The organism is Microbacterium ureisolvens (assembly GCF_015278315.1).
GTDB classification, from domain to species: domain Bacteria; phylum Actinomycetota; class Actinomycetes; order Actinomycetales; family Microbacteriaceae; genus Microbacterium; species Microbacterium ureisolvens.
In genome coordinates, this window is the sequence record NZ_JADIJE010000001.1 from 256,918 (window position 1) to 277,108 (window position 20,191).

Annotated in this window: 21 protein-coding genes; 7 read left to right on the forward strand and 14 right to left on the reverse strand. The window is 71.6% G+C overall.

Going from position 1 to position 20,191, the window contains the following annotated elements:
* Positions 1–8 precede the first annotated feature (8 nt).
* Entirely contained in the window at positions 9–1,385 is a 1,377-nt protein-coding gene (locus IM767_RS01040) for an FAD-dependent oxidoreductase (protein WP_162564227.1), read from the reverse strand.
* 28 nt (positions 1,386–1,413) lie between these two features.
* The gene (locus tag IM767_RS01045; RefSeq protein ID WP_162564228.1) at positions 1,414–2,499 is read right to left on the reverse strand and encodes a Gfo/Idh/MocA family protein; all 1,086 of its coding nucleotides are present in this window, start codon (positions 2,497–2,499) and stop codon (positions 1,414–1,416) included.
* A gap of 318 nt (positions 2,500–2,817) precedes the next feature.
* Between IM767_RS01045 and dctP the strand changes: the two genes are divergently transcribed.
* A complete protein-coding gene (dctP, locus tag IM767_RS01050) occupies positions 2,818–3,879 on the forward strand; it encodes a TRAP transporter substrate-binding protein DctP (protein ID WP_162564229.1) in 1,062 nt (353 codons plus the stop codon).
* A gap of 144 nt (positions 3,880–4,023) precedes the next feature.
* On the opposite strand, the gene IM767_RS01055 is transcribed toward dctP, so the two are convergent.
* Positions 4,024–4,788, reverse strand: coding sequence for an IclR family transcriptional regulator (locus IM767_RS01055; RefSeq protein WP_109209565.1), 765 nt, complete (start codon positions 4,786–4,788; stop codon positions 4,024–4,026).
* Between the two features lie 2 nt (positions 4,789–4,790).
* Complete coding sequence (locus IM767_RS01060; RefSeq protein ID WP_109209566.1) at positions 4,791–5,549, reverse strand: IclR family transcriptional regulator; 759 nt, start codon at positions 5,547–5,549, stop codon at positions 4,791–4,793.
* A gap of 132 nt (positions 5,550–5,681) precedes the next feature.
* On the opposite strand from IM767_RS01060, the gene IM767_RS01065 reads away from it, so the two are divergent.
* The 4 genes from IM767_RS01065 to IM767_RS01080 are packed head-to-tail and all read left to right on the forward strand — an operon-like array spanning position 5,682 to position 9,440.
* On the forward strand, positions 5,682–7,529 hold the full coding sequence (locus tag IM767_RS01065) for a bifunctional sugar phosphate isomerase/epimerase/4-hydroxyphenylpyruvate dioxygenase family protein (RefSeq protein ID WP_109209567.1): 1,848 nt from the start codon (positions 5,682–5,684) through the stop codon (positions 7,527–7,529).
* The gene (locus tag IM767_RS01070; RefSeq protein WP_109209568.1) at positions 7,526–7,828 is read left to right on the forward strand and encodes a Dabb family protein; all 303 of its coding nucleotides are present in this window, start codon (positions 7,526–7,528) and stop codon (positions 7,826–7,828) included. Before IM767_RS01065 ends, IM767_RS01070 begins: the two co-directional genes overlap by 4 nt.
* Complete coding sequence (locus IM767_RS01075) at positions 7,825–8,751, forward strand: shikimate dehydrogenase (protein WP_109209569.1); 927 nt, start codon at positions 7,825–7,827, stop codon at positions 8,749–8,751. The genes IM767_RS01070 and IM767_RS01075 overlap by 4 nt, the downstream gene beginning before the upstream one ends.
* Positions 8,748–9,440: a TetR/AcrR family transcriptional regulator gene (locus IM767_RS01080; RefSeq protein WP_239453223.1), complete on the forward strand. Its 693-nt coding sequence runs from the start codon at positions 8,748–8,750 to the stop codon at positions 9,438–9,440. The genes IM767_RS01075 and IM767_RS01080 overlap by 4 nt, the downstream gene beginning before the upstream one ends.
* 40 nt (positions 9,441–9,480) lie before the next feature.
* Here the strand turns inward: IM767_RS01080 and IM767_RS01085 are convergent, their stop codons facing one another.
* From IM767_RS01085 to IM767_RS01125, 9 genes are all read right to left on the reverse strand, one after another.
* Complete coding sequence (locus IM767_RS01085) at positions 9,481–10,251, reverse strand: IclR family transcriptional regulator (RefSeq protein ID WP_109209570.1); 771 nt, start codon at positions 10,249–10,251, stop codon at positions 9,481–9,483.
* Positions 10,252–10,254: 3 nt separating this feature from the next.
* Positions 10,255–10,995 carry an IclR family transcriptional regulator gene (locus IM767_RS01090; protein ID WP_162564230.1) on the reverse strand — a complete coding sequence of 247 codons (741 nt, stop codon included), beginning with the start codon at positions 10,993–10,995 and terminating at the stop codon, positions 10,255–10,257.
* Between the two features lie 195 nt (positions 10,996–11,190).
* Complete coding sequence (locus tag IM767_RS01095; RefSeq protein WP_109209572.1) at positions 11,191–12,171, reverse strand: ThuA domain-containing protein; 981 nt, start codon at positions 12,169–12,171, stop codon at positions 11,191–11,193.
* A gap of 199 nt (positions 12,172–12,370) precedes the next feature.
* Complete coding sequence (locus IM767_RS01100; RefSeq protein ID WP_109209573.1) at positions 12,371–12,856, reverse strand: GyrI-like domain-containing protein; 486 nt, start codon at positions 12,854–12,856, stop codon at positions 12,371–12,373.
* Positions 12,857–12,917: 61 nt separating this feature from the next.
* Positions 12,918–13,325, reverse strand: a complete 408-nt coding sequence (locus IM767_RS01105) for a PPOX class F420-dependent oxidoreductase (protein WP_109209574.1) — start codon at positions 13,323–13,325, stop codon at positions 12,918–12,920.
* Positions 13,326–13,432: 107 nt separating this feature from the next.
* Positions 13,433–14,251, reverse strand: coding sequence for an MBL fold metallo-hydrolase (locus tag IM767_RS01110; protein WP_109209575.1), 819 nt, complete (start codon positions 14,249–14,251; stop codon positions 13,433–13,435).
* A gap of 196 nt (positions 14,252–14,447) precedes the next feature.
* Positions 14,448–15,509, reverse strand: a complete 1,062-nt coding sequence (locus IM767_RS01115; protein WP_109209576.1) for a Gfo/Idh/MocA family protein — start codon at positions 15,507–15,509, stop codon at positions 14,448–14,450.
* Positions 15,506–16,234 (reverse strand): cupin domain-containing protein, encoded by a 729-nt coding sequence (locus IM767_RS01120; RefSeq protein ID WP_109209577.1) that lies wholly within the window; start codon positions 16,232–16,234, stop codon positions 15,506–15,508. Before IM767_RS01120 ends, IM767_RS01115 begins: the two co-directional genes overlap by 4 nt.
* Positions 16,231–17,361, reverse strand: coding sequence for a Gfo/Idh/MocA family protein (locus tag IM767_RS01125; protein WP_109209578.1), 1,131 nt, complete (start codon positions 17,359–17,361; stop codon positions 16,231–16,233). Before IM767_RS01125 ends, IM767_RS01120 begins: the two co-directional genes overlap by 4 nt.
* 120 nt (positions 17,362–17,481) lie before the next feature.
* Here IM767_RS01125 and IM767_RS01130 point away from each other — a divergent pair, with 120 nt between their 5' ends.
* Complete coding sequence (locus IM767_RS01130; RefSeq protein ID WP_109209579.1) at positions 17,482–18,474, forward strand: LacI family DNA-binding transcriptional regulator; 993 nt, start codon at positions 17,482–17,484, stop codon at positions 18,472–18,474.
* Between the two features lie 89 nt (positions 18,475–18,563).
* Entirely contained in the window at positions 18,564–19,376 is an 813-nt protein-coding gene (locus IM767_RS01135) for a hypothetical protein (protein ID WP_109209580.1), read from the forward strand.
* A 58-nt stretch (positions 19,377–19,434) separates the two neighbouring features.
* Here IM767_RS01135 and IM767_RS01140 read toward each other — a convergent pair whose 3' ends face one another.
* Positions 19,435–20,106, reverse strand: coding sequence for a VOC family protein (locus tag IM767_RS01140; protein ID WP_109209581.1), 672 nt, complete (start codon positions 20,104–20,106; stop codon positions 19,435–19,437).
* Positions 20,107–20,191 lie beyond the last annotated feature (85 nt).

Genomic DNA, 20,191 nt, shown 5'->3' on the forward strand with positions numbered 1-20,191 from the left:
GGCGGTGGTCAGCCGGCGGCGGGGTCCGCGGCGGCGAGCGAGTCGGCGGCGATCACGCCGAAGACGAGTGCCTTCGTGAGGGCGGTGCCGGTCATGTACGACGCGCCGTGGAAGCCGCCGGCCACCTCGCCGGCGGCGTAGAGCCCCGCGATGCGCGTGCCGTCGATGCGTCGCACGCCCGCGTCGGGCGCCACGCGCAGCCCGCCGAAGGTCGAGGTCATCGCCGTGACCGCGGCGTACGCGTAGAACGGCGGCTTCTCGACGGGGGTGAGCGCGCCCACGCCGTTCACCAGGCCGGTCCGCCCGAAGGCGTCGCCGACGCCCTCGGCCACGGCGCTGTTGTACTGCGCGATCGTGCGTTCCAGATTCTCAGGACGGATGCCGTGCCCGGCCGCCAGCGCCGGGATCGAAGGTGCGCTCACGAGATGCCCGAGCTCCTCCAGTCGCTCCATGTCCGACAGCGGAACCCCGGGCCGGGAACGGGCGCGCACGACCGCGTCGAAGACCTGGAACGCCGCGCGACCGGGCTGGCCGAGGACGGCGGAGCCGAGCACCTTGTACGACGCCGACTCGTCCGCGAAGCGCTCGCCGTGCGCGTTGACGAGGATCGCACCCAGGTAGTTGGCCGTGAGGAGCTCGTGTTCGTCGTCCGTCGTATCGGCGTGCTGGCCAAAGGTGCCCGAGACGTGCCCGATGTCGGCCAGCCCGGCGCCCAGCAGCCATGCCATGCGGAGCCCATCGCCGGTGTTGCCGACGCCGCCGTACGGCATCGCGGCCGCCTGGTGGGGCACGAAGAGCTCGAGCAGCTCGCGGCTGCGCGAGAATCCGCCGGTCGCGAGGACGACGCCCGACGACCCGAGGAGCACCTCCCCGCCCGCCTCGACGCCGATCACCCGATCATCGTCGACCACGAGCCGATCCGCTGCGAGTCCGCGGCGGATCACCGCACCGGCGGCGACCGCCTCGGCCTCGAGGTGCGCCCGCAGCGCGTGGATGCGCACGAGGTGGGCACGCGCGACCGTCATCCCCGCGCTGACCTTGAGCTCGTCGGTCCACGCCTCGGCGCGGTCGATGGCTTCGACCGCGTGCGCCTGACCGTCGACCAGCGCCCGCAGCAGCGACTCGTCGGCGCACCCGCCCCCGGTCTCGCGCATGTCGGAGAGGAAGAGGTCGTCGGAGTCGTCCACGCCGAGCCGCCTCTGCGCGGCGGTGCCCGACAGCGCGAACCACCCGCCGCTCAGCGCGGTGCTGCCCCCCAGGCGATCGCGCTTCTCGAGGAGCGCGACCCGGTGGCCGTGAGCCGCGAGCCGCTGTGCCGCCGCCAACCCGGCGAGTCCGCCGCCCAACACGATCGCATCGAATGACCCGGAGTGCCGCTCGGTCATGATCCTCCTTCCCGCGCCACCTGCGTGGTCATGGTCGCCGGCCCGCCTCCACGTCGGCGCGGAACCGCGCCACATCCACCGTCCGATGCGTGCGGGCGGCGAGCGCCGCCGCCTCGACCAGAGCCAAGGTGCGCGACGCGTCCTCGGCCGAGACGAGCGGCGCGGCGCGGCCGCGGGCGACCTCCGCGAAGTGCTCGAGCTGCGCCGGGAACGATCCGCGCGGCACGACGGGGAGGTAGGTGCGCGAGAGCGGCGAGTGCCAATCGGGCGAGACCGACGCATCGTAGGCGTACCGCGCCAGGTTCGGCACGGACAGTGCCGCCCGGGTGCCGACGATGCGGTAGGCCACGCCGCCGGGGAGGAACGGGAAGGCCGAGGTCTCTTCGGTGGCCTGATCCCAGCCCCACGGCGAGACGCCGGCATCGGACGCCAGGAAGCTGCCGACCGCGCCGCTGTGGAAGCGGAGGTTGAGCGTCACCGTGTCTTCCACGTCGAGGCCACGGGCGTGGGAGCTCTGCATCGCCTGGATCTCGACGACCTCGCCGCACAGATGGCGGAGCAGGTCGAGGTCGTGCACGACGTTGATGAGGAGCACGCCGGCGCCCGGCCGGCTGTGCCACGGGATGTCGGTGAAGTACGCGTCCTCCTTGCGGGCGGACCACAGCCCGCTGACGGCGACGACCTCGCCGAGCTCGCCGCCGTGCACCGCGGCGTGCGCTCGGGCGACCGCGGGGTGATGGCGGCGGTGGTGCCCCACGAGGAGCCTGCCGTCCAGCCGCTTCACGGCCTCGACGAGCTGCAGGGACTGCGCGTAGTCCACCGCCACCGGCTTCTCCAGCAGCACGGCGACGCCTGCCTCGAGGCAGCGGACGGCCGTCTCGACGTGGAGCGCGTTCGGGTTGGCGATGACGACGGCGTCCAGCTGCGCGGCATCCAGCATCAGCTCCGCCGACTCGTATGCCGGGCACTCGAAGCCGTCGGCGGGCACCGCGGGGTCGGCCACCGCCGCGAGCGACACCCCCGCCGCGGCGCGGATGAAGTCGAGGTGCTGACGCCCCATGAAGCCGGCGCCGATCACGCCGAGTCGGAGGGTCGCGGGATCGGGTGCGGTCACCTGGCCTCCCTGCGATGCTGACCGTCTGCGCGCGTGCGGACCGAGCGTACGACACCGTCGGCCGGGGCCGGCCAAGCGTTCCATTCAGTGGTGGCGAGCCCTCCGGGCGAGCGGGAACGCGCATGTTCCACTCGCCGGGACATCGCTTTGCGAACCGTTCGAAGTCGGTCAGAGTCGGCACTGCCACCGGGCCGAAACGTGACATCGTGGTCGACGACGAACTCCCGTGCGAACGATGTCGACCCGAAGTCCCGCTCCGGCCAACGAATGTCACGTCAGAGCTTGCACGAGGACGTGCACAGAACAGAGGAGAGTCCCATGAGCACAGCCCGCTCGACGCGCCGACGCCGATTCGCCGCGTCGGTGCTCGCCGCAACAGCCCTCGTCGTCACCGGCTGCGCCGGAGGCGACGCCGCCCCCGAAGAGACCGGCGACGGAGTCGGCGCCTCTGAGAACAGCCCGGTCACCCTCACGGTCGCCACGAGCCAGAACGAGCAGACGCCCAACTACTTCTGCGGCGTCGAGCTGCTCAAGGAGCGGCTGGAGGAGGCCGACATGGGATTCACCGTCGACCTGTATCCCGCCAGCCAGCTCGGACCCGACGCGGACCGCTTCCCGCAGGTGCAGGCCGGCGACATCGACATCGACCTGCAGGGGGCGTCGGCGCTGAGCGCGACCTACGAGCCCATCGGCGTGGTCGACGCGGCGTACGCGTTCGACGACGTGGACCACGCCTTCCAGTGGATCGACGAGAGCTCGGAGGACCTCTTCACCGGCTTCCATGAGGCGACCGGCGTCAACATCGTCGACGGCTGGTTCTTCGGCAACCGCACCTTCACCACGAAGGATGTCGAGGTCACGGGCCCGGACGACCTCGCGGGCGTGCCCATCCGCTTCCCGAACTCGCCGATCTTCCTGGCGAACGCCGAGGCGCTCGGTGTGACCAACCCGGTCTCCGTCGCTGTCGAAGAGGTCTACACCGCGCTCCAGCAGGGGATCGCCGTGGGCCAGGAGAATCCGATCGTGGCGACGAGGTCGTCCAGCTACGACGAGGTGCTCAACACCGCGATCCTCAACAACCACAACGTCGGCATCCACTGGATCCTGGTCAGCGACAAGACCTACGAGAAGATGAGCGACGAGCAGGCGGCCCTCCTCGAGGAGACCATCCACGAGATCCGCCCCGAGAACCGCGACTGCGTCGACGAGGCGACCGAGGAGATCCTCGACGAGTACCGCGGCGACGACAACTTCACCGTGGTCGAGACGGAGGACATCGACATGGATGCCTTCATCAGCCAGGCCGAGGAGTTCTTCGGCGGCTACTTCACCGGTGAGAACCTCGAGGCCTACGAGGCGATCCGCGAGACCGCGGGCTGACCCGACCGACCCGAGACGAGGGGGTGGGCGCACCGGCGCCCACCCCCTTGCTCGTGTGCGGGCACCGGGCATCGGCGTTGCGCTCGGCTCGCCGGCCCGGGTGACCGGCGGGGAGGGTCGGCGAAGCGGGGTCGGCCGCCGGTGTCAGCCGTGGTGCGCGGGATCGAGACGGCGGCTGACGGTCATCGCCGCGGCGCGGACCGCCGGCGCCAGGCGCTCCGGAGTCGCGGCCGACGCGACGGCCGTCACCGACAGCGCCGCGACCGGCGCACCGCCGTGACCGAGGATGGCGGCTGCCGCGCACACGCGATCCCTGGCGCACTCCTCCGCATCGGTCGCGACGCCGAGCCGGCGCACATCCGACAGCTCGCGCGCCAGCACGGCGGCGTCGGCGATCGTGCGAGGCGTCCGCTGCGGCAGCCCGTCCTGGACGATACGCTCGACGACCTCACGGGCCGAGAACGCCAGCAGCGCCTTCCCGAGCGCTGTCGCGTGGGCCGGGAGCCGGCCGCCGATGCCCGCCGGCGGCGCACAGCCGCCCGCGGCGCGCACGACGCCCAGGATCACGACATCGGAGCCGTCGAGCACGCCGAGGCTCACGGTGTGACCCGTGACGTCGCGCAACTCCGTCATCACCGGCAGCGCGAGATGCCGCAGCCGTCGCGGCTTCTCCACCGTCTGCGCCAGCTCGAACAGCCGCACGCCGAGGTACAGCTTGTCGCCTTCGCGATCGAGCAGGCGCTGCGCGACCAGATCGCCGGCGATGCGCGAGACCGTCGACTTCGGCAGGTTCGCCCGCCGCGCGAGCTCCGAGACGCCGAGACCCTCGTCGTCCTCGCCGAAGGCGTCGAAGACCGCGGTCAGGCGGTCGAGCACTGTGACCGAGTCGGTCCACCCCGCTGTGCGCATCGCTAGGCCGCGGTGAGCCGGCGGCTCACGTTCGTGCCGGCGGCGCGCACGAGCGGGGCGACGCGGTCGGGGTCCATGCCGCCGCTGGGTCCGGCGATCGAGATCGCCCCCAGCACGACGCGGTCGTTCGAGAGCACCGGGCTCGCGACGGCGAGGATGCCGGGGTAGGACTCGCCCATGTCCATCGCCACCACGCTGTGCCGCACGGAGGACAGCTCGTCGCGGAAGTGGTCGGCGTCGGCGGCGGCGAGCGGTGCGCTCACGCGGTCGACGATGCCCTGGTCGGCGCAGAAGGCGAGATAGGCCTTGCCGCTGGCCGTCGTCAGAGCGGGTGAGCGCATGCCGACGCGCGTGGGAAGCAGCGGCACGCGACCGGCGACGGTGGCGATCGACACCATGTCGGTCCCCTGCTGAACCCACAGCCCCACGCGCTCCCCGGTCACCTCACGCAGCTGACGGATGACGGGCGCCGCGGCCCCGATCAAGCGCCGGGGCACGCTGGCCCGCGCACCCAGCTCGAAGAGGCGGAGCCCGAGGGCCACCCCGTCATCGGTGCGCTCGAGATACCGCTGGGCGGTCAGCTCCGCCACGAGCCGCGACACAGTGGACTTCGGAAGGCCCGTGCGGGCGGAGAGGTCGGTGATCGAGAGCGATCCGCCGGACTCCCTGGCGGCGTCGAGGATCGCGATGATCCGGTCGAGCACCGACACCGGTGCGTCCTGTCGAGCGGGAATCGTGTTCCATTCGGCGAGACTCTCCATCGAGCTTCCCCTCCCAGCGGCTTGAATCGTCGTCGATCGCGCTTCGCTTCGAACGTACTAGTTAGTACACAACCATGCAATGCTGTTCCGAGAATCACGCGGGCACCAGCGTCGGTGCCCCAGAAGGGCGCCATGCGCACATCGATCGCCACGGTCTGCCTGAGCGGCACCCTCGATGAGAAGCTCGCCGCCGCCTCGGCGGCGGGCTTCGACGGCGTGGAGATCTTCGAGCCCGATCTGGTCGCCTCGCCGCTGTCTCCCGAGCACATCCGCGCTCGCGCAGAAGAGCTCGGCCTGACGCTGGACCTGTACCAGCCGTTCCGCGACTTCGAGGGGGTCGGCCCGGAGCTGCTCGAGCAGAACCTCCGCCGTGCGGCGGCGAAGTTCGCCCTCATGAACCGCCTCGGCATCCAGACGATGCTGCTGTGCAGCAACGTCGCCAGCGCCCGCAGCGGCGACGAGCAGCTGGCAGCGGCGCAGCTGCGGCAGCTCGGCGACCTCGCGCAGCGCTTCGGCGTGCGCGTCGCCTACGAGGCACTGGCGTGGGGACGGTTCGTCGACGGCTACGAGACTGCAGCGCGCATCGTCCGCATCGCCGACCACCCGGCCATCGGCCTCTGCCTCGACAGTTTCCACATCCTCTCCAAGGGCCACAGCCCCGAGGCGATCGAGACGATCCCCGCCGAGAAGATCTTCTTCGTGCAGATGGCGGACGCACCGCTGCTGACGATGGACGTGCTCTCGTGGAGCCGGCATCACCGCGTCTTCCCGGGTGAGGGCGGCTTCGACCTGGGCCGCTTCATGGCCCATCTGATCCGCACCGGCTACGACGGGCCGGTATCGCTCGAGATCTTCAACGACACCTTCCGGCAGACCGACCCCGTCGCCACGGCGATCGACGGGCGGCGGTCGCTGCGATGGCTGGAGCACGAGGCGGCTGCGGCGCTCGGCCGCGGTGCCGGCGGCCGCGCCGCGCGCATGCCGACCGCCCCGCTTCCCCGCGTCGAGCCGCCGACCGACGTGAACTACGTCGAGCTGCGGACGACCGAGCTGCCCGACCTCCGGCGCCTCCTCGGCCAGCTGGGCTTCCGGTCGCACGGCTCGCACCGCACCAAGACGGTCGAACTGTGGTCGCAGGGCGCCGCACGCGTCGTGCTCGGCGCCCCCGACTCCGATCGCGCCCAGCCGACGGTCGCCGGCCTCGGCTTCTCGGTAGGCGATCCGGCCACGGCGGTGAGCCGCGCCGAGGAGCTCTTCGCTCCCGCGGTGCCTCGGCAGGAGGGCAGCGGCGACGAGCCGCTGGTGGGCGTGGGCACGCCCGACGGCTCCGAGGTCTTCTTCGGCGCGGACGCGGGGGACGAGCCCCGGTGGGTGGGCGAGTTCGGACACCCACCCGACGGAGCTGCCGACCTCATCGAGCGCGTCGACCACATCAACCTCGCCCAGCCCTGGCAGCACTTCGACGCGGCGGTGCTGTTCTTCCTCTCGGTGCTCGACCTGCGCGCCGAGCCGACCATCGAGGTCGCCGCGCCGGTCGGACTCGTGCGCAGTCAGGTGCTCCGCAGCGACGACGGCGTCGTCCGGATCGCGCTGAACCTCGTGCCTTCGGGCGCGGCCGACGACGCGATCCTGCCCCAGCACATCGCGTTCGCGACCGGTGACGTCCTGGCGCTCGCGCGGGCCGCACGCGACCGCGGATTCAGGCCGCTCGACATCCCTGCGAACTACTACGACGACATCGAGGCGCGCCACCTGATCGAGCCGGAGCTGCTGGCCGAGCTGCGTGAGCTCAACGTCATGTACGACCGCGACGAGTCCGGCGAGTTCCTCCACTTCTACACGCACCCGATCGGCACCGTGTTCCTCGAGGTCGTCGAGCGTCGGCACGGCTACGCCGGCTACGGCGCAGTCAACGCGCCGGTGCGGCTCGCCGCGCAGTACCAGCATCGCCTCGCCACGGGAGAGGAGGCCCGAGCATGATCCGGCACGTCGCCGTGTTCCGTTTCGTCCCCGAGTTCTCGGCAGAGGAGCGCGAGCACTGGATGTCGCTGCTGCGGGCGCTCCCGGAGCAGATCCCCCAGCTGCGCAGCCTGAGCGTGGGCGCCGACGTCCTCGGCGGTCCGGCGTCGCATGAGCTCGCGATCGTCGCCGACTTCGACGACCTGGACGCACTCGCCGCCTACACGCGGCATCCCGCGCACGAGGAAGTGCTGCGCATCTCGGCGCCGGTGAAGCTCTCGCTCGCGACCGTCGACTTCGAGATGCCGGAGGCCTCGTGACCGACCGCACGAGCGCGCGCGGATCGGTATCGGAACCGCCGCGACGATACCTCGTCGGTCTGATCGGCGAGGGGATCTCGGCATCCCTCACCCCTCCCATGCACGAGGCGGAGGCCGGCGCACTGGGGATCGACTACGAGTACCGCATCCTCGACCTCCTCGCCCTCGGTAGGCCGCCGGCCGATGTGGGCGGCCTGCTCGCCGAGGCGCGTGCGGCGGGCTTCGCCGCAATGAACATCACCCATCCGTGCAAGCAGCTCGTGGTGGACCTCGTCGACGATCTCGACGCGGATGCCGCGCACCTGCAGGCCGTGAACCTCGTGGTGTTCGACGACGGGCGCCTGGTCGGCTACAACACCGACTGGATGGGGTACCGCGACGGTCTCGTGGACGGACTCCCGGGCGCCTCGTTCGACCGAGTGGTGCAGATCGGATGCGGCGGCGCCGGCGCAGCGACCGCGTATGCGCTCCTCTCACACGGGACCGCTCGACTGGATCTGTCGGATGTGGACGCCGACCGGGCCGCCGACCTCGTCGCCCGGATGCGCACGCACTTCCCCGCGCAGGAGGTCACCGCCGTCGCACCCGACGAGCTTCCCGGAGCGATCGCCGGCGCGAGCGGGGTCGTCCATGCGACGCCGCTCGGCATGCTGCACCACCCCGGCGTCGCCTTCGACCTCGACCTGCTCCGCCCGGACGCGTGGGTGTCGGACGTCGTCTACCGCCCCCTCGAGACCGAACTCATCCGCAGCGCCCGCGCCCGAGGGCATGCCGCCCTCGACGGCGGCCGCATGGCCGTCGGCCAGGCGTGCGCTAGTCTCCGAATCATCACGGGCGCGGTGCCCGACCGGGAACGGATGCAGCGGCACTTCCGTGCGCTCATCAGCGCCGAGGAGTCCAGCGCGGGAGGGAGCCTGCGGTGACGGGTGGGCTGAGCGAGGTGCGCGACAGCGGTCTGACCGATCGCGCCGCCCGGACGAAGGACGACATCCTCGAGGTCGCCACCGCCGAGTTCGCCGCCAACGGCTACGCGGGCGCGCGCGTCGATGAGATCGCGGCGCGGACGCGCACGACCAAGCGCATGATCTACTACTACTTCGGCTCGAAGGAGGGCCTGTACCTCGCCGTCCTGGAGCGCGTCTACGCCCAGATCCGGCGCGTCGAGCGCGGCATCCACGTCGAGGAGATGGCACCCGCCGAGGCGCTGCGCACGATCGCCCACGCCACCTACGATCACCACACGACGCACGAGGCGTTCATCCAGCTCGTCAGCATCGAGAACATCCACCGCGCCGAGCACCTGCGCCAGTCGCAGACCATCCTCCAGGAGAACGCCACCGCCATCACGCTCCTGCAGGAGGTCATCGCACGGGGCGTGGCCGACGGCACGTTCCGCGACGACGTCGACGCGGTGGACGTGCACATGGTGATCAGCGCCTACGCGTGCTTCCATGTCGCCAACCGGCACACGTTCGCGGCCATCTTCGGGCGCGACATGCTCGACCCGTCGCTGCAGGACTCGCATCGGCGGCTCCTCGGCGACCTGGTCGTGGCCACGATGACGGACCGCGACGCCCCGCGCCCGTCGACCGGTGCGCTCACCGCGGGCTGAGATCAGGTCGGCCGCTGCGCCGCCGCGGGCCGAGATCACGTCAGCCCGGCTCGCGGGCCGACGGCGCCAGCCGGTGAGTCAGCGCCAGGGCTGCGGCATCCACCGCTGCCGACCAGCGTTCCAGGTCGAAGGCCTCCGCCGTCCCCGAGACCGAGATCGCGGCGACGACGCCGCCGGCAGGGGCGACGACGGGACTGGCGACCGCGCACACGTCGGCGGCGAACTCCTGCGTCTCCACCGCCGGCGCTCCCGATCGGATGGCCGCCAGCTGCTGCCGGAGCCGCATCGGGTCGACGACCGTCGCGGGCGTGAAGGCGGTGAGACCCGGCGCCGCGACCGCGTCGACGTCGTCGGGCGACGCGTGGGCGAGCACCGCCTTTCCGAGCGCCGTGGCGTGCGCGGCGAGGCGTCCGCCGGTGCGTACCGCCAGCGGCGTGCCGGACCGGCCGCGCATCGCGGCGAGGCACACCATCTCCCCGCCGTCGCGGATCGCGAGGTGCACGTTCTCACCGGTCCGGTTGCGCACCTCGGCCATGACCGGCAGTGCCGCGATCCGCAGCTCGCGCGGCTGTTCGGCGAGCTGGCCCAGTTCGAACAGGCGCAGGCCCAGGTGGATCCGCCGCCCATCGCGCTCGAGGTACCGCTGCCGGACCAGCGTGGCGACCAGCCGCGAGACGGTCGACTTCGGCAGCCCCGCGCGGACCGCGAGCTCCGACAGCCCCAGTCCGCGGTCATCCTCGTCGAACGCCTCGAGGATGGCGGTCATGCGGTCGAGGACGCCGACGGAGTCCGTGAAGCTTTCCGCTGCCATCGGTCAGGCGACCTGGGCTGCCAGCCTGTGGGTGAGGGCGAGGGCGGCGTGGCGCACCAGCGGGGCCATGCGCGTGGGGTCCATGTCGGTCACGGGGCCGGCGACCGAGATCGCGGCGACCGGCACGCGTTCGGGCGACAGGATCGGGCTTGCCACACCGACGACACCCGGGAAGGTCTCGCAGCGGTCCACGGCGAACCAGTCGGTCCGGACGCCGGCCAGCTCCTGCTCGAACCGGGTGCGCGAGTACCGGTCGAGGCCGGCCATGACCCCGCCGACGGCCTCCTCGTCGGGCGTGAAAGCCAGCACAGCCTTGCCGAGAGCGGTCGTCACGGATGGCACCCGCACCCCGGCACGCGAGGGCACCGGGCGGAGTCGTCCGCGCACCGAGATGACCGAGAGCATCTCGCACCCCTCCTGCACCGCGACGTTGAGGTGCTCGCCGGTGGCGTTCGACAACTCGGCGAGGACCGGGAGCGCCGCCAGGCTGAGCCGACGCGGCGTGCTGGCGCGCGCGCCCAGTTCGAACAGGCGCAGGCCGATGACCACGCCGTCGGCTGCGCGCATGAGATAGCGCTGGCGGACGAGATCGCCGACCAGGCGCGACACGGTGGATTTCGGGATTCCCGTCGCCAGCGCCAGCTGGGTGACGGTGGTGGAGCCGTGGGCTTCACGGACGGTCTCGAGGATGGCGAGGATCCGGTCGAGCACCGAGACGGGCTGGTCCCTGTGGGCGGATCGCATGTGGGCAGTATCCGTCGAGTTCGACGGGGCGGCAAGCAACAGCGCCCTCCCCGCGGCCCGTGGTCCCGCCCAGTGGAACATCCGCACCGGGAGCCACCGCGCAGCCGCCCCACGCCGAGACGAAAGGGGCCCGGACCGCCTCGCAGGCGTGTCCGGGCCCCATGCGTCAGATTCGGCCGACGCGGCCGGCGGAGGTCAGACCGTGCAGAACGGCTTGATCCCCATCGCGCTCTCGAGTCCCTCCATCACGTGCTGCTTGAAGAACTCGTCGCCCGGCAGCGGAGCGTCGGTCCACGCCGCGACGTCGTGACCGAGCGTGGTCAGCCACGAGCGGCCGCCGTCGTAGTACTGGCACCAGCTGACGGGGTGGTGCTCGCCGTGGCCGGCCACGGTCGCCTCACTCGTCGCCTGGTCGACCTCGAGCAGCACGTTCACGAAGCTCGGGTACGGCGTGAGGTTGTACCACTCGTCCTTGAACGGCCACGTCTCCGGCAGGAACGACGTCGAGACATCCCGGTTGTTGACGGTCTCGACCGTGCCGTCGCGGTTGGGCCCGTGGTTGTAGAAGTTCGCGCCGCCCAGGAGCCCCTCGTAGTGCTCCCAGTGGTACTCGGCGCCGAACGCGTTGTGGATGCCCACGAAGCCGCCGCCGCCCCGGATGTACTGCATCAGCGAGGTCTGCGCGGTGTCGTCGAGCGTGTCGCGGTTCGAGCTCAGGAAGACGACCGCCTGGTAGTTGTTCAGGCGGGTGAAGCTCGCCAGGTCCTCGGTGTAGTCGACCGCGATCCCGCGCTCCTCCGCCCACTTCTTCAGGCCCGCCTGGGCCACGTTGTTCGCGTTCAGCGGCGGGTTCAGGCCCGGTCCGAGGGCCGTGCCGAGGTGCGCGTGGCGCGGACCCGCGGTGCGGCTCCAGATGAGGATGCGCTTCTGCTCGCCCTCGGTCCAGCCGTTGCCCCATTCGTTGTAGCACTCGGGGTCGACGCCGCGGCAGACCCCGTAATCCTTGATCTCATCCGTGTAGATCTGGCTGGCGGTCGCGGGCTGCCCGCCCAGGCCGTTGCCGTTGCCGTTGCCGTTGCCCCTGTCGGCACCCGTGGCCGTCCCGGCGAGCACGATGCCGGCACCGAGCGCCGCCGCGGCGACCAGAGCGACGCCGGAGCGTAGTAGCGATCTCATGTGATCTCCTTCGATCATTCGAGGTGGTCCGCGGGGAGTCGAAGCGCGATCACGCACTCGGCCGACGACGGCCTCCGGTGCGGCGCCTGGGGTGGCGGGACCCGGATCGACCCTCGGGTTGGTGCGAATGTAGGCTCTCGCCGATCACGGCCTCAAACGATGTTCCACCCAGTAGGCCAGGCGGTCGCGCGGGCGCCGATCAGCGCAGGAGAAAGGCCAGTTCGGTGACCCAGCGGGTCTTCCGCGGCTCGGTGCGCGGATCGGTGAGGTACGCCTCCACGCGGGCCGCCCACAGGTCGCCGGTCGGCGCGGAGTCGACGTCGAACTCGCGGCCGCTGTCGCGGACCCACTCCTGCAGCAGGCGGTTTGCCCGCAGCGAGTGGTTGCGGTACACGAGGACCGCGTACTCCCCCGCCGGGATGGTGCCCGGCGCGACGACGGCGCCACCGGGAGCGGCGGCGAACACGCCGACTTCGATGTCCATCTCACCGGCCATGTCGACCGAGTGCAGCCGCAGGAAGAAGGGCCCGTCGGGCTCCAGGCCGTGGTCGGCGAGCCGCGCGATCAGATCTGCGAGCATGCGGTCGCGTTCGGCGAGCATCCCCCGGAAGGGCGCGCGACGACGGATGCCGAGGGTCGAGCGCTCCTCGCGGCGCTCGATGCGGGGTCCGTCCAGGGTCTCCATCCGGCCGATTCTGCCCCACCGCGCACGGTGGCGCACGCTTCTTGCGACCGGTGGCGGCGTTCTAGGCCGATGCCTCTCCTCCGCCGGGCTGCACGAGCCCGCTGCTTCCCATGATCCGGACGGGTGCGAGCTGGATCGCCACCCGCAGCGGGTTGACCCTCGGTTGCCGGTAGCGCTGCGCGTAGAGGTCGACCGCGAGTGCCACCTCCTCCGGATCGTCGTGCACCGTGGCGACACCCGGGAAGGCGAGCCACCGCGCGCCGTCGACCTGGCTGATCGTCGCCATGCCGTCGCGCAGCACGTTGCGCACCTTCTGCGAGTCGCGCGAGGTGATCACGCGAAGCACGCCGTCGTGCAGGGTGAAGCCCACAGGGACCGCGTGGATGCCGCCCCGCGGGGCCATCGTCGAGAGGGTGGCGAGGTGCCGCTCGCGCACGAATTCCAGTCCGGCCGGCGACAGTTCCCGCATCGCTCCAACCTAGCCGCCGGTGCGAACGGCGGCCGTCGGCCAGGCCGCACCGAGCCGGCGCGGCCCGTCGACGCAGCCGGCTGCGACCGGCCCGCGAGCCTCGCCCGCTACGACCGGCCCGCCGCCCTCGCGAGGTCGACCGCCTGGGCCGAGCCGCCGCGCCACGGGTCACCGTGGCCGGGAAGCACCACGCCGGCACCGGTCTCGGCGAGGAGCGACAGCGACTCCAGCGCCTGTCCGCTGTCGGCGGTAGCGGCCCCCGACACGATCTGGCAGCCGGTGCCGGCCGTGTAAGGGTTGCGCGTGACGAGCGCGTCGCCGCTGAGCACCGCGTCGGCGTAGGGCAGGTACAGCGCGCAGTGCCCGAACGTGTGACCGGGGGTGAACACGACCGTGGGGTGTCCCGGCACGTCGAGCATCTCACCGGGCTCCATGCGCGTGATCCCCTCGATGCCCCGCACTCCCAACGCCCCCGCTCGCACCATGGCGGCGAGGGCCGGGACCGCCTTCGGGTGCTTGAGAGGGTAGATCGCGCGCGGGTTCTCGTGCGCGTAGCGGTAGGGGTGCGCCGCGATGTACCGCTCCTCCTCGTGGGCGATCACCGGAACGCCCCACTCCTTCATCGCGCGGTGGGCGAATCCGAGGTGGTCGAAGTGCGCGTGGGTCAGCACGCACGCCCGCACATCGGTCACCTGGCGTCCGAGGGCTTCGATGGCGCGCTGCACGACCCGCCAGGTGGCGGGGTGCGCGGTGTCGACGATCGTGAGCGCCCCGCTCTCCTCGATGAGATAGCAGTTGACGTAGGCGTGCTCGAGCCGGTGCACGCGCGGCACCACGTTCGGGTACAGCCGCGGCCGGCTGCGACCTGTTCGCGGTGCTCCCGGTGCGTCGACGACGTCGATCGCCTCGGTGTCGTGGCTGTTCATGAGGCCCTCCGCTCCACGGCATCTTCAGCCGTCCCGCCCTCAGCCTCACCCGCGCCGGCGGATCGGCAACCCCCTTGCGCGCGACGCGATCGTGCTTCAAGGTGCGCCGCGATCCGGCGCCGGGAGTGACCGACGCGCCGGGGCGCGGCATCCGTCTCCTGCCGGAACGGATGCCGCGCCCGGCGGCGTCGCGGGGTCAGCCGGCGAGCACTCGCGCGGCGGCCTGCGCCTGGATGCTCAGCTCGGCGGCCTTGAACGCGTGCGCCTGCGTCATGGCCGTCTCGGTGCGGTCGATGCAGTCGCGGATCAGGCGGCCGAAGAACGGGAACCCGGTCTTGCCCTGGGCGTCGAAGCGGAACTGCCCGTCGCCGTTGGCCAGCAGGACCTGGCCGGGCCCGTTGTCGGTGGCGAGGTCGATGTTCTTGCGGAGCTCGAGGTAGCCGTCCGTGCCGAGGATGAGGGTGCGCCCGTCTCCGAACACCGGGAATCCGTCGGGGGTGAACCAGTCGACCCGCACGTAGCCCGTCATCCCGTTGTCGAGCACGACGTGCGCATCGCCGAAGTCCTGCAGGCCCGGAGTCTCGGGGTGGGCGTAGTTGGCCACGGTCGCGCTGACGATCTCGCCGTCCGTCGCGCCGGTGTAGAAGAGCATCTGCTCGAAGTTGTGGCTGCCGATGTCGCACAGGACGCCGCCGTAGCGGTCGGGGTCGAAGAACCAGTCGGGTCTTCCGGTGCCCACGCGGTGGGGCCCGAACGACGCGACCTGGAGCACCGTGCCGATCGCGCCCCGGTCGATGAGCTGCCCCGCCAGGATGGCGGCCTCGGAGTGGACCCGCTCGCCGTAGTAGACCGCGAAGATGCGACCCGTGCGTGCGGTGGCCTCGCGGGCCGCCTCCAGCTGATCGAACGTGGTGAGGGCGGGCTTGTCGGCGAAGTAGTCCTTGCCGGCCTCGATGACGCGGACGCCGAGCGGCCCGCGATCGGCGGCGACAGGAGCGCTCGCGACGAGCCGGACGTCGGGATCGCCGAGCACCTCCTCCTCGCTCGCGGCAGCGCGAGCCTGGGGGAAGCGCCTGAGGAAGTCGGCCACCTTCGCGGGATCGGGGTCGTAGACCAGCGACACCGTCGCGCCCGCGTCGAGGAGCCCCTCCGTCATGCCGTGGACATGCCCGTGATCGAGCCCGACGGCGGCGAAGACGAACTCACCGGGATTGACGACGGGCTCGGGAAGCGGGTCGAACGTGTACGGCTGCGTCATGATGCGCGCTCCTGGTCGGTGACGTCGTAGGTGCGCAGTCGTCCGCACATGCCGAACCCGCGCTCCCCCGAGGAGCCGATCGCTTCGTGGAGCCGGGCGTCACCGAGGTGCGCCACCGATCCGGCCGCGACCGCCTCGGCCAGCGCCAGCGACTGCTCGGCCTGCGCGAGCGGACGCTCCCGCACGAGGTCGGCCCAGGCCGCGGCTCGCTCACGGACGAGCCGTCCGGCGGCGGTGTGGAAGGCATCGAGGGGACGGCGATCCCCCGAGATGACGGCATCCCGCAGCGTCTCGAAGCCCGCGACGGCGAGGTCGCGCCGTCGCGCCGCGCGCTCCGTGCGGCCATCCGCCTCGCCCAGCGACGCCGCGCGGGCGTACTCGGCCGGGTCGGCGACGACCGGCGCGGGGAAGGTCATCACCGCATCGCCGGCTTCGGGCAGCCCGGCGTTGCTCATGAGGACGACGACGCGCAGATCCCCGCGGTTCACCGCGCGGTGGATGGTGCCCGGGGTGAACCACACGACCGAACCCGGCGTCAGGGTCGTCTCGCGGAAGCCGCCGGCGTCGATCGTCTGCAGCGCACCCTCGCCCGAGACGACCACGTAGGCCTCCGTCGACACGAGGTGCATGTGGGGGCTGCCGCCGCAGACGCCGTCGGGAGCGGCGTCGCCGTAGACGTCGAGGTGCGAAAGGGAGGTGCCCCCGGGGAAGGAGGAGCCGGTCATGACGCCGCCTCCACGAGCGAGCGCTGCTTCTCGTAGAAGTGCGGCGCGTTCGCCACCAGCTGCCCCGCGCGGTAGTACGGGTCGTCCGCTCGAAGCGGCAGGGCGACCACCTCGCGCTCGAACCCGGCCTTGTAGATCGCGGTGACGACCTCGACGGCATTGCGGCCGTCGACGCCGCCGGCGATCGGCGCACGGCCGTCACGGATCGCGGTGAGCAGATCCCCGATCTGACCCTCGTGGCCGAGGTGGTCCAGGGGCGCGCGATCCTCGACGAGGGCCTCGATGCGCGCGACCAGTTCGCTGTCACCCTCGCGCTCGGGGAATCCGTCGGGCCGCGAGCGCTCGGCGACCACCTTCCACGGCTGCGAGACGCGCGCGTCGGCACCCTGGATCACGATCTCCTGCTCCTCCCCGTGGTGGACGACCGAGCTCGTCAGCTGTGCGAGACCCCGGTCGTACCGGAACACCGCGACCGACAGGTCTTCCACCTCCGCGTTGTCGTGCTGCGCGTTGGCGAGCATCGCCGTGACCTCGGTGGGCCGCCCGAGCAGCCACAGCAGCAGGTCGATGTGGTGGATGGCGTGGTTCAGCGTGCAGCCGCCACCCTCCTTCTCCCACGTTCCTCGCCACCACAGGTCGTAGTACGGCATGCCCCGCCACCATGCGGAGTCCACGCGCGCGTGCGAGATGGAGCCCAGCAGCCCCGACTCCACGACCTCCTTCAGCGTCATGAGATCGTCGCGGAACCGGTTCTGCGCCACCACCGACAGCACCTTGCCCGAGCGCTCCTGGGCGGCGAGCATCGCGTCGCACTCCTCGAGCGACGGCGCCATCGGCTTCTCGACCAGCACGTTCACGCCGGCATCGAGCGCGGCGATGGCCAGGGCCGCGTGCGTCGACGGCGGCGTCGCGATGCTCACGACGTCGAGGGCGACCTCGGCGATCATCGCCAGCGGATCGTCGAAGGCTGCGGCCTCCGCGAAGCCGAACGCCTCGGCCTTGTGAGCGGCTTTGCCCGGGATCACGTCGGCGAGTGCCACGATCTCGCAGTGCTCCGGGAAGGCGAGATAACCGCGGATGTGGGCATCCGCTATCCCGCCCGTGCCGATGATTCCGATTCTGAGCATGTCTTGGTCGCCTCTTCGCTCTTTACTACGTATTACTAAGACGTAGTAGATCATACTGGAGACGGACGCCGCGCCGTCAAGCGTTTTCCGTGCGGCGAGTGCTCGAGTCAAGGGAGGGACATGGAGAAGCGACCGACGAGCCACGACGTGGCGCGTCTGGCGGGCGTCTCGCAGTCGACGGTCTCGTTCGTCTTCACCGGACGCCCCGGCATCTCCGACGCGACCCGCACGAAAGTGCTGCAGGCTGCGGCCGAACTCAGCTACCGCCCCAACCTGGCGGCGCGGTCGATGCGCACCCAGCGCACGGGGCGCTTGGCCGTCGTCGCACCCATCTCGACGCTGTATCCGGTGACGCTGCTCTCCGGCGCGATCGCGGCGGCGCAGCAGGAGGGCTATGTCGTCGAGGTGGTGAGCCTCCCCCCGACGGCCGCGGACCGAGACGAGCGGCTGGCCGAGGCGATCGCGTCGCGCCAGTACGAGGGCATCCTCTCCTTCACGCCCCTGCGGCCACCTGCCGCCGAAGAGGGCGGCGCCGTCGTGCTGGCTGTGGGCGAACTCGACGACGACCTGCACGTCACCGGCGAGTTCACCGACGCCCAGCCCGTCGTGGAGATGATGGAGCGCCTCGCCGCCCTCGGTCATCGTCGCTTCGTGCACTTCGCCGGCCCGCAGGACTACCCGTCGGCCCGCGCTCGTTGTCAGGCGTATCTCGCCACCGTCGAGCGACTGGGGGTGGAGTCGCTCGGTGTCGTCGACGGCGACTGGAGCGGGCGCTCCGGCGAAGAGGCGCTGAATGCGCTGCCCGATGACGCGCCGCCGCTCGCGGTGATCGCCGCCAACGACGTCGTCGCCACCGGCGCGATCCGGTCGGCCGCACTGCGCGGCTGGAAGGTGCCGGGAGACCTCAGCATCACCGGCTGGGACGACCATCATCAGAGCGCCTACCTGCTGCCCTCGCTCACGAGCGTCGCTCAGGACCGCGAGCGCCTCGGCGCCCATTCGATGCGCCGACTCATCGCGGCTGTGCGGGGGGAGCCCGCCCCTGACAAGCCCGACGGTCTGCTGCGCATCATCTGGCGGGAATCGACGGGAGGCCCGGCCGCGACGACGTGACGCCACGGACGTCGCTCACCGCTCACAGCCCCCTGCGCGCACGACGTGGCGCACCTGGTAGACATCTCCTGGGGACTCGAAGGAGAGCGATGACGGCTGCGACGGACCACCGAACGATCCGCGTTCCGCGACTGTCCGCGGTGATTCTCGCGCTCGCGGGCGTGGCCCTGACCGGCTGCACGGCGTCGCAGCACGAGGCGGAGGCCGCGGCGCCCGACTCGCAGGCTTCGGCGCCGGCCGACCCGACACCGGAGCCCGCGGTCGCGGCGTCCGCCGGCGACGCCATTTCGGGAGTCGGGCCGATCCCTTTTCCGGGGATGGAGTTCCCGATCCCCGAGGACGCCCGCTCGGTCGTCGTCGACTTCGAGTGCGCCGGGGGCGGCTACTTCTCGGTGGAGCTCGGCGACTCGATGATGATGGGGCAGGCGCCGGTGTCCGGCCACTGCGACGGGATCAGCGAGCTCGCCTGGCCGATCACGGAACTCACCGACGGCACGCTGAGCGTCGCGATCCCCGACGGCGTGCCGTGGGTCGCCACGCCGACCTTCTCGGCCGACGAGTTCGGCAACGACGGTGCGCTCGCGGCCGACTGCAGCCGGTTCGCCGAGATCTACAGCGCCATCTTCAACGCCGACAGCGGCTACACGCACTACAGCGCGTTCGACGCGACCGAGTGGGCGTCGCGCGTCGATCGGGCCGTGGCCGATCTCAGCGCGCTGGCGGCCTCTTCGCAGTCAGAGCTTCGACCCGCCTTCGGGCAGCTGCGAGGCCTCGTCGCCGGCGACGATCGCACCGTCGGCGCAATCGTGACGGTCGGCGTCCGGGCGGCGATCGCACCCATCAGCGAGGCCTGCAACAAGAACCAGACGCCGCTCATCCTCACCGGCGAGTTCGGCGGCTGACCCTCACTTGCGGCGAGTCCTCGCAGCGCGGCATCCGTCATCCCGACAGCGGGACTCGTCAGTCGTAGGTGTCCGTCCACGACGCGATGTCGACGCCGTGGTTGTCGGGTGACGCGAGCGACCACCAAGCGGGAGCGTGGGTGTCGTCGACGAGCCGTCCGCCGGCCGCGAGCGCGGCGCTCACCCGTTCTGGCGCCTGAGCCGCCGGCACGAAGACGTCGAAGTGCGTCCGGCCCCTTCCCGGAGCATCGCCGGTGATCGGATTGAACGCCAGCTGGGGCCCGCAGCGGAGCGGGTCGACGGCGTCCGTGTCGCCGAAGGGCTCGTACCCCAGCGCGGCCGCGAAGAAGGGACGGACGTCGGCCTCGGAGTGCTGGGCGACGTAGACGCCGATCGACTGCGCGAGCGATGGATCCGCCGTCAGGCCCAGCCCGGCGGCCGCTTGCGCCACCGTCGCCGCGAACTCCCGGGCGGCCGCGGGGATCCCTTCCGTGCTGCGATAGGGAACACGCACGACGATCGCCTCGGGACGCAGGTCGATGTCGGGCAGGATGCCGAACCGTCGTGCGGCTTCGACGACCGGGCCGATCAGGCGCGCCGCGTCGTCGAGAGAGCCCGCCGTGAAGACCGCCTGCGGTCCGGTGCCGACCACACGCCAGTCGGAGACCCCCGGCGCTCGGTGGAACTCCGCCGCCGAGATCCAGGCCGTCCCGCTCGTCGATTCATCCATCGGGATCCTTCCGAAGCCGCCGGAGTCCGGGGCTGGTGCAACACCGACCCCGCGCGCGTCCACGGTACCCGGAGGCGTCCGCCGC

Bases quoted from the DNA above. Each gene is read 5' to 3' on its own strand.
- IM767_RS01120 (WP_109209577.1), bottom strand. From the start codon at position 16,234: ATGACCGGCTCCTCCTTCCCCGGGGGCACCTCCCTTTCGCACCTCGAC.
- IM767_RS01040 (WP_162564227.1), bottom strand. From the start codon at position 1,385: ATGACCGAGCGGCACTCCGGGTCATTCGATGCGATCGTGTTGGGCGGC.
- IM767_RS01105 (WP_109209574.1), bottom strand. From the start codon at position 13,325: ATGCGGGAACTGTCGCCGGCCGGACTGGAATTCGTGCGCGAGCGGCAC.
- IM767_RS01070 (WP_109209568.1), top strand. From the start codon at position 7,526: ATGATCCGGCACGTCGCCGTGTTCCGTTTCGTCCCCGAGTTCTCGGCA.
- dctP (WP_162564229.1), top strand. From the start codon at position 2,818: ATGAGCACAGCCCGCTCGACGCGCCGACGCCGATTCGCCGCGTCGGTG.
- IM767_RS01060 (WP_109209566.1), bottom strand. From the start codon at position 5,549: ATGGAGAGTCTCGCCGAATGGAACACGATTCCCGCTCGACAGGACGCA.
- IM767_RS01115 (WP_109209576.1), bottom strand. From the start codon at position 15,509: ATGACGCAGCCGTACACGTTCGACCCGCTTCCCGAGCCCGTCGTCAAT.
- IM767_RS01135 (WP_109209580.1), top strand. From the start codon at position 18,564: ATGACGGCTGCGACGGACCACCGAACGATCCGCGTTCCGCGACTGTCC.
- IM767_RS01125 (WP_109209578.1), bottom strand. From the start codon at position 17,361: ATGCTCAGAATCGGAATCATCGGCACGGGCGGGATAGCGGATGCCCAC.
- IM767_RS01130 (WP_109209579.1), top strand. From the start codon at position 17,482: ATGGAGAAGCGACCGACGAGCCACGACGTGGCGCGTCTGGCGGGCGTC.
- IM767_RS01085 (WP_109209570.1), bottom strand. From the start codon at position 10,251: ATGGCAGCGGAAAGCTTCACGGACTCCGTCGGCGTCCTCGACCGCATG.
- IM767_RS01055 (WP_109209565.1), bottom strand. From the start codon at position 4,788: ATGCGCACAGCGGGGTGGACCGACTCGGTCACAGTGCTCGACCGCCTG.
- IM767_RS01095 (WP_109209572.1), bottom strand. From the start codon at position 12,171: ATGAGATCGCTACTACGCTCCGGCGTCGCTCTGGTCGCCGCGGCGGCG.
- IM767_RS01090 (WP_162564230.1), bottom strand. From the start codon at position 10,995: ATGCGATCCGCCCACAGGGACCAGCCCGTCTCGGTGCTCGACCGGATC.
- IM767_RS01065 (WP_109209567.1), top strand. From the start codon at position 5,682: ATGCGCACATCGATCGCCACGGTCTGCCTGAGCGGCACCCTCGATGAG.
- IM767_RS01140 (WP_109209581.1), bottom strand. From the start codon at position 20,106: ATGGATGAATCGACGAGCGGGACGGCCTGGATCTCGGCGGCGGAGTTC.
- IM767_RS01110 (WP_109209575.1), bottom strand. From the start codon at position 14,251: ATGAACAGCCACGACACCGAGGCGATCGACGTCGTCGACGCACCGGGA.
- IM767_RS01100 (WP_109209573.1), bottom strand. From the start codon at position 12,856: ATGGAGACCCTGGACGGACCCCGCATCGAGCGCCGCGAGGAGCGCTCG.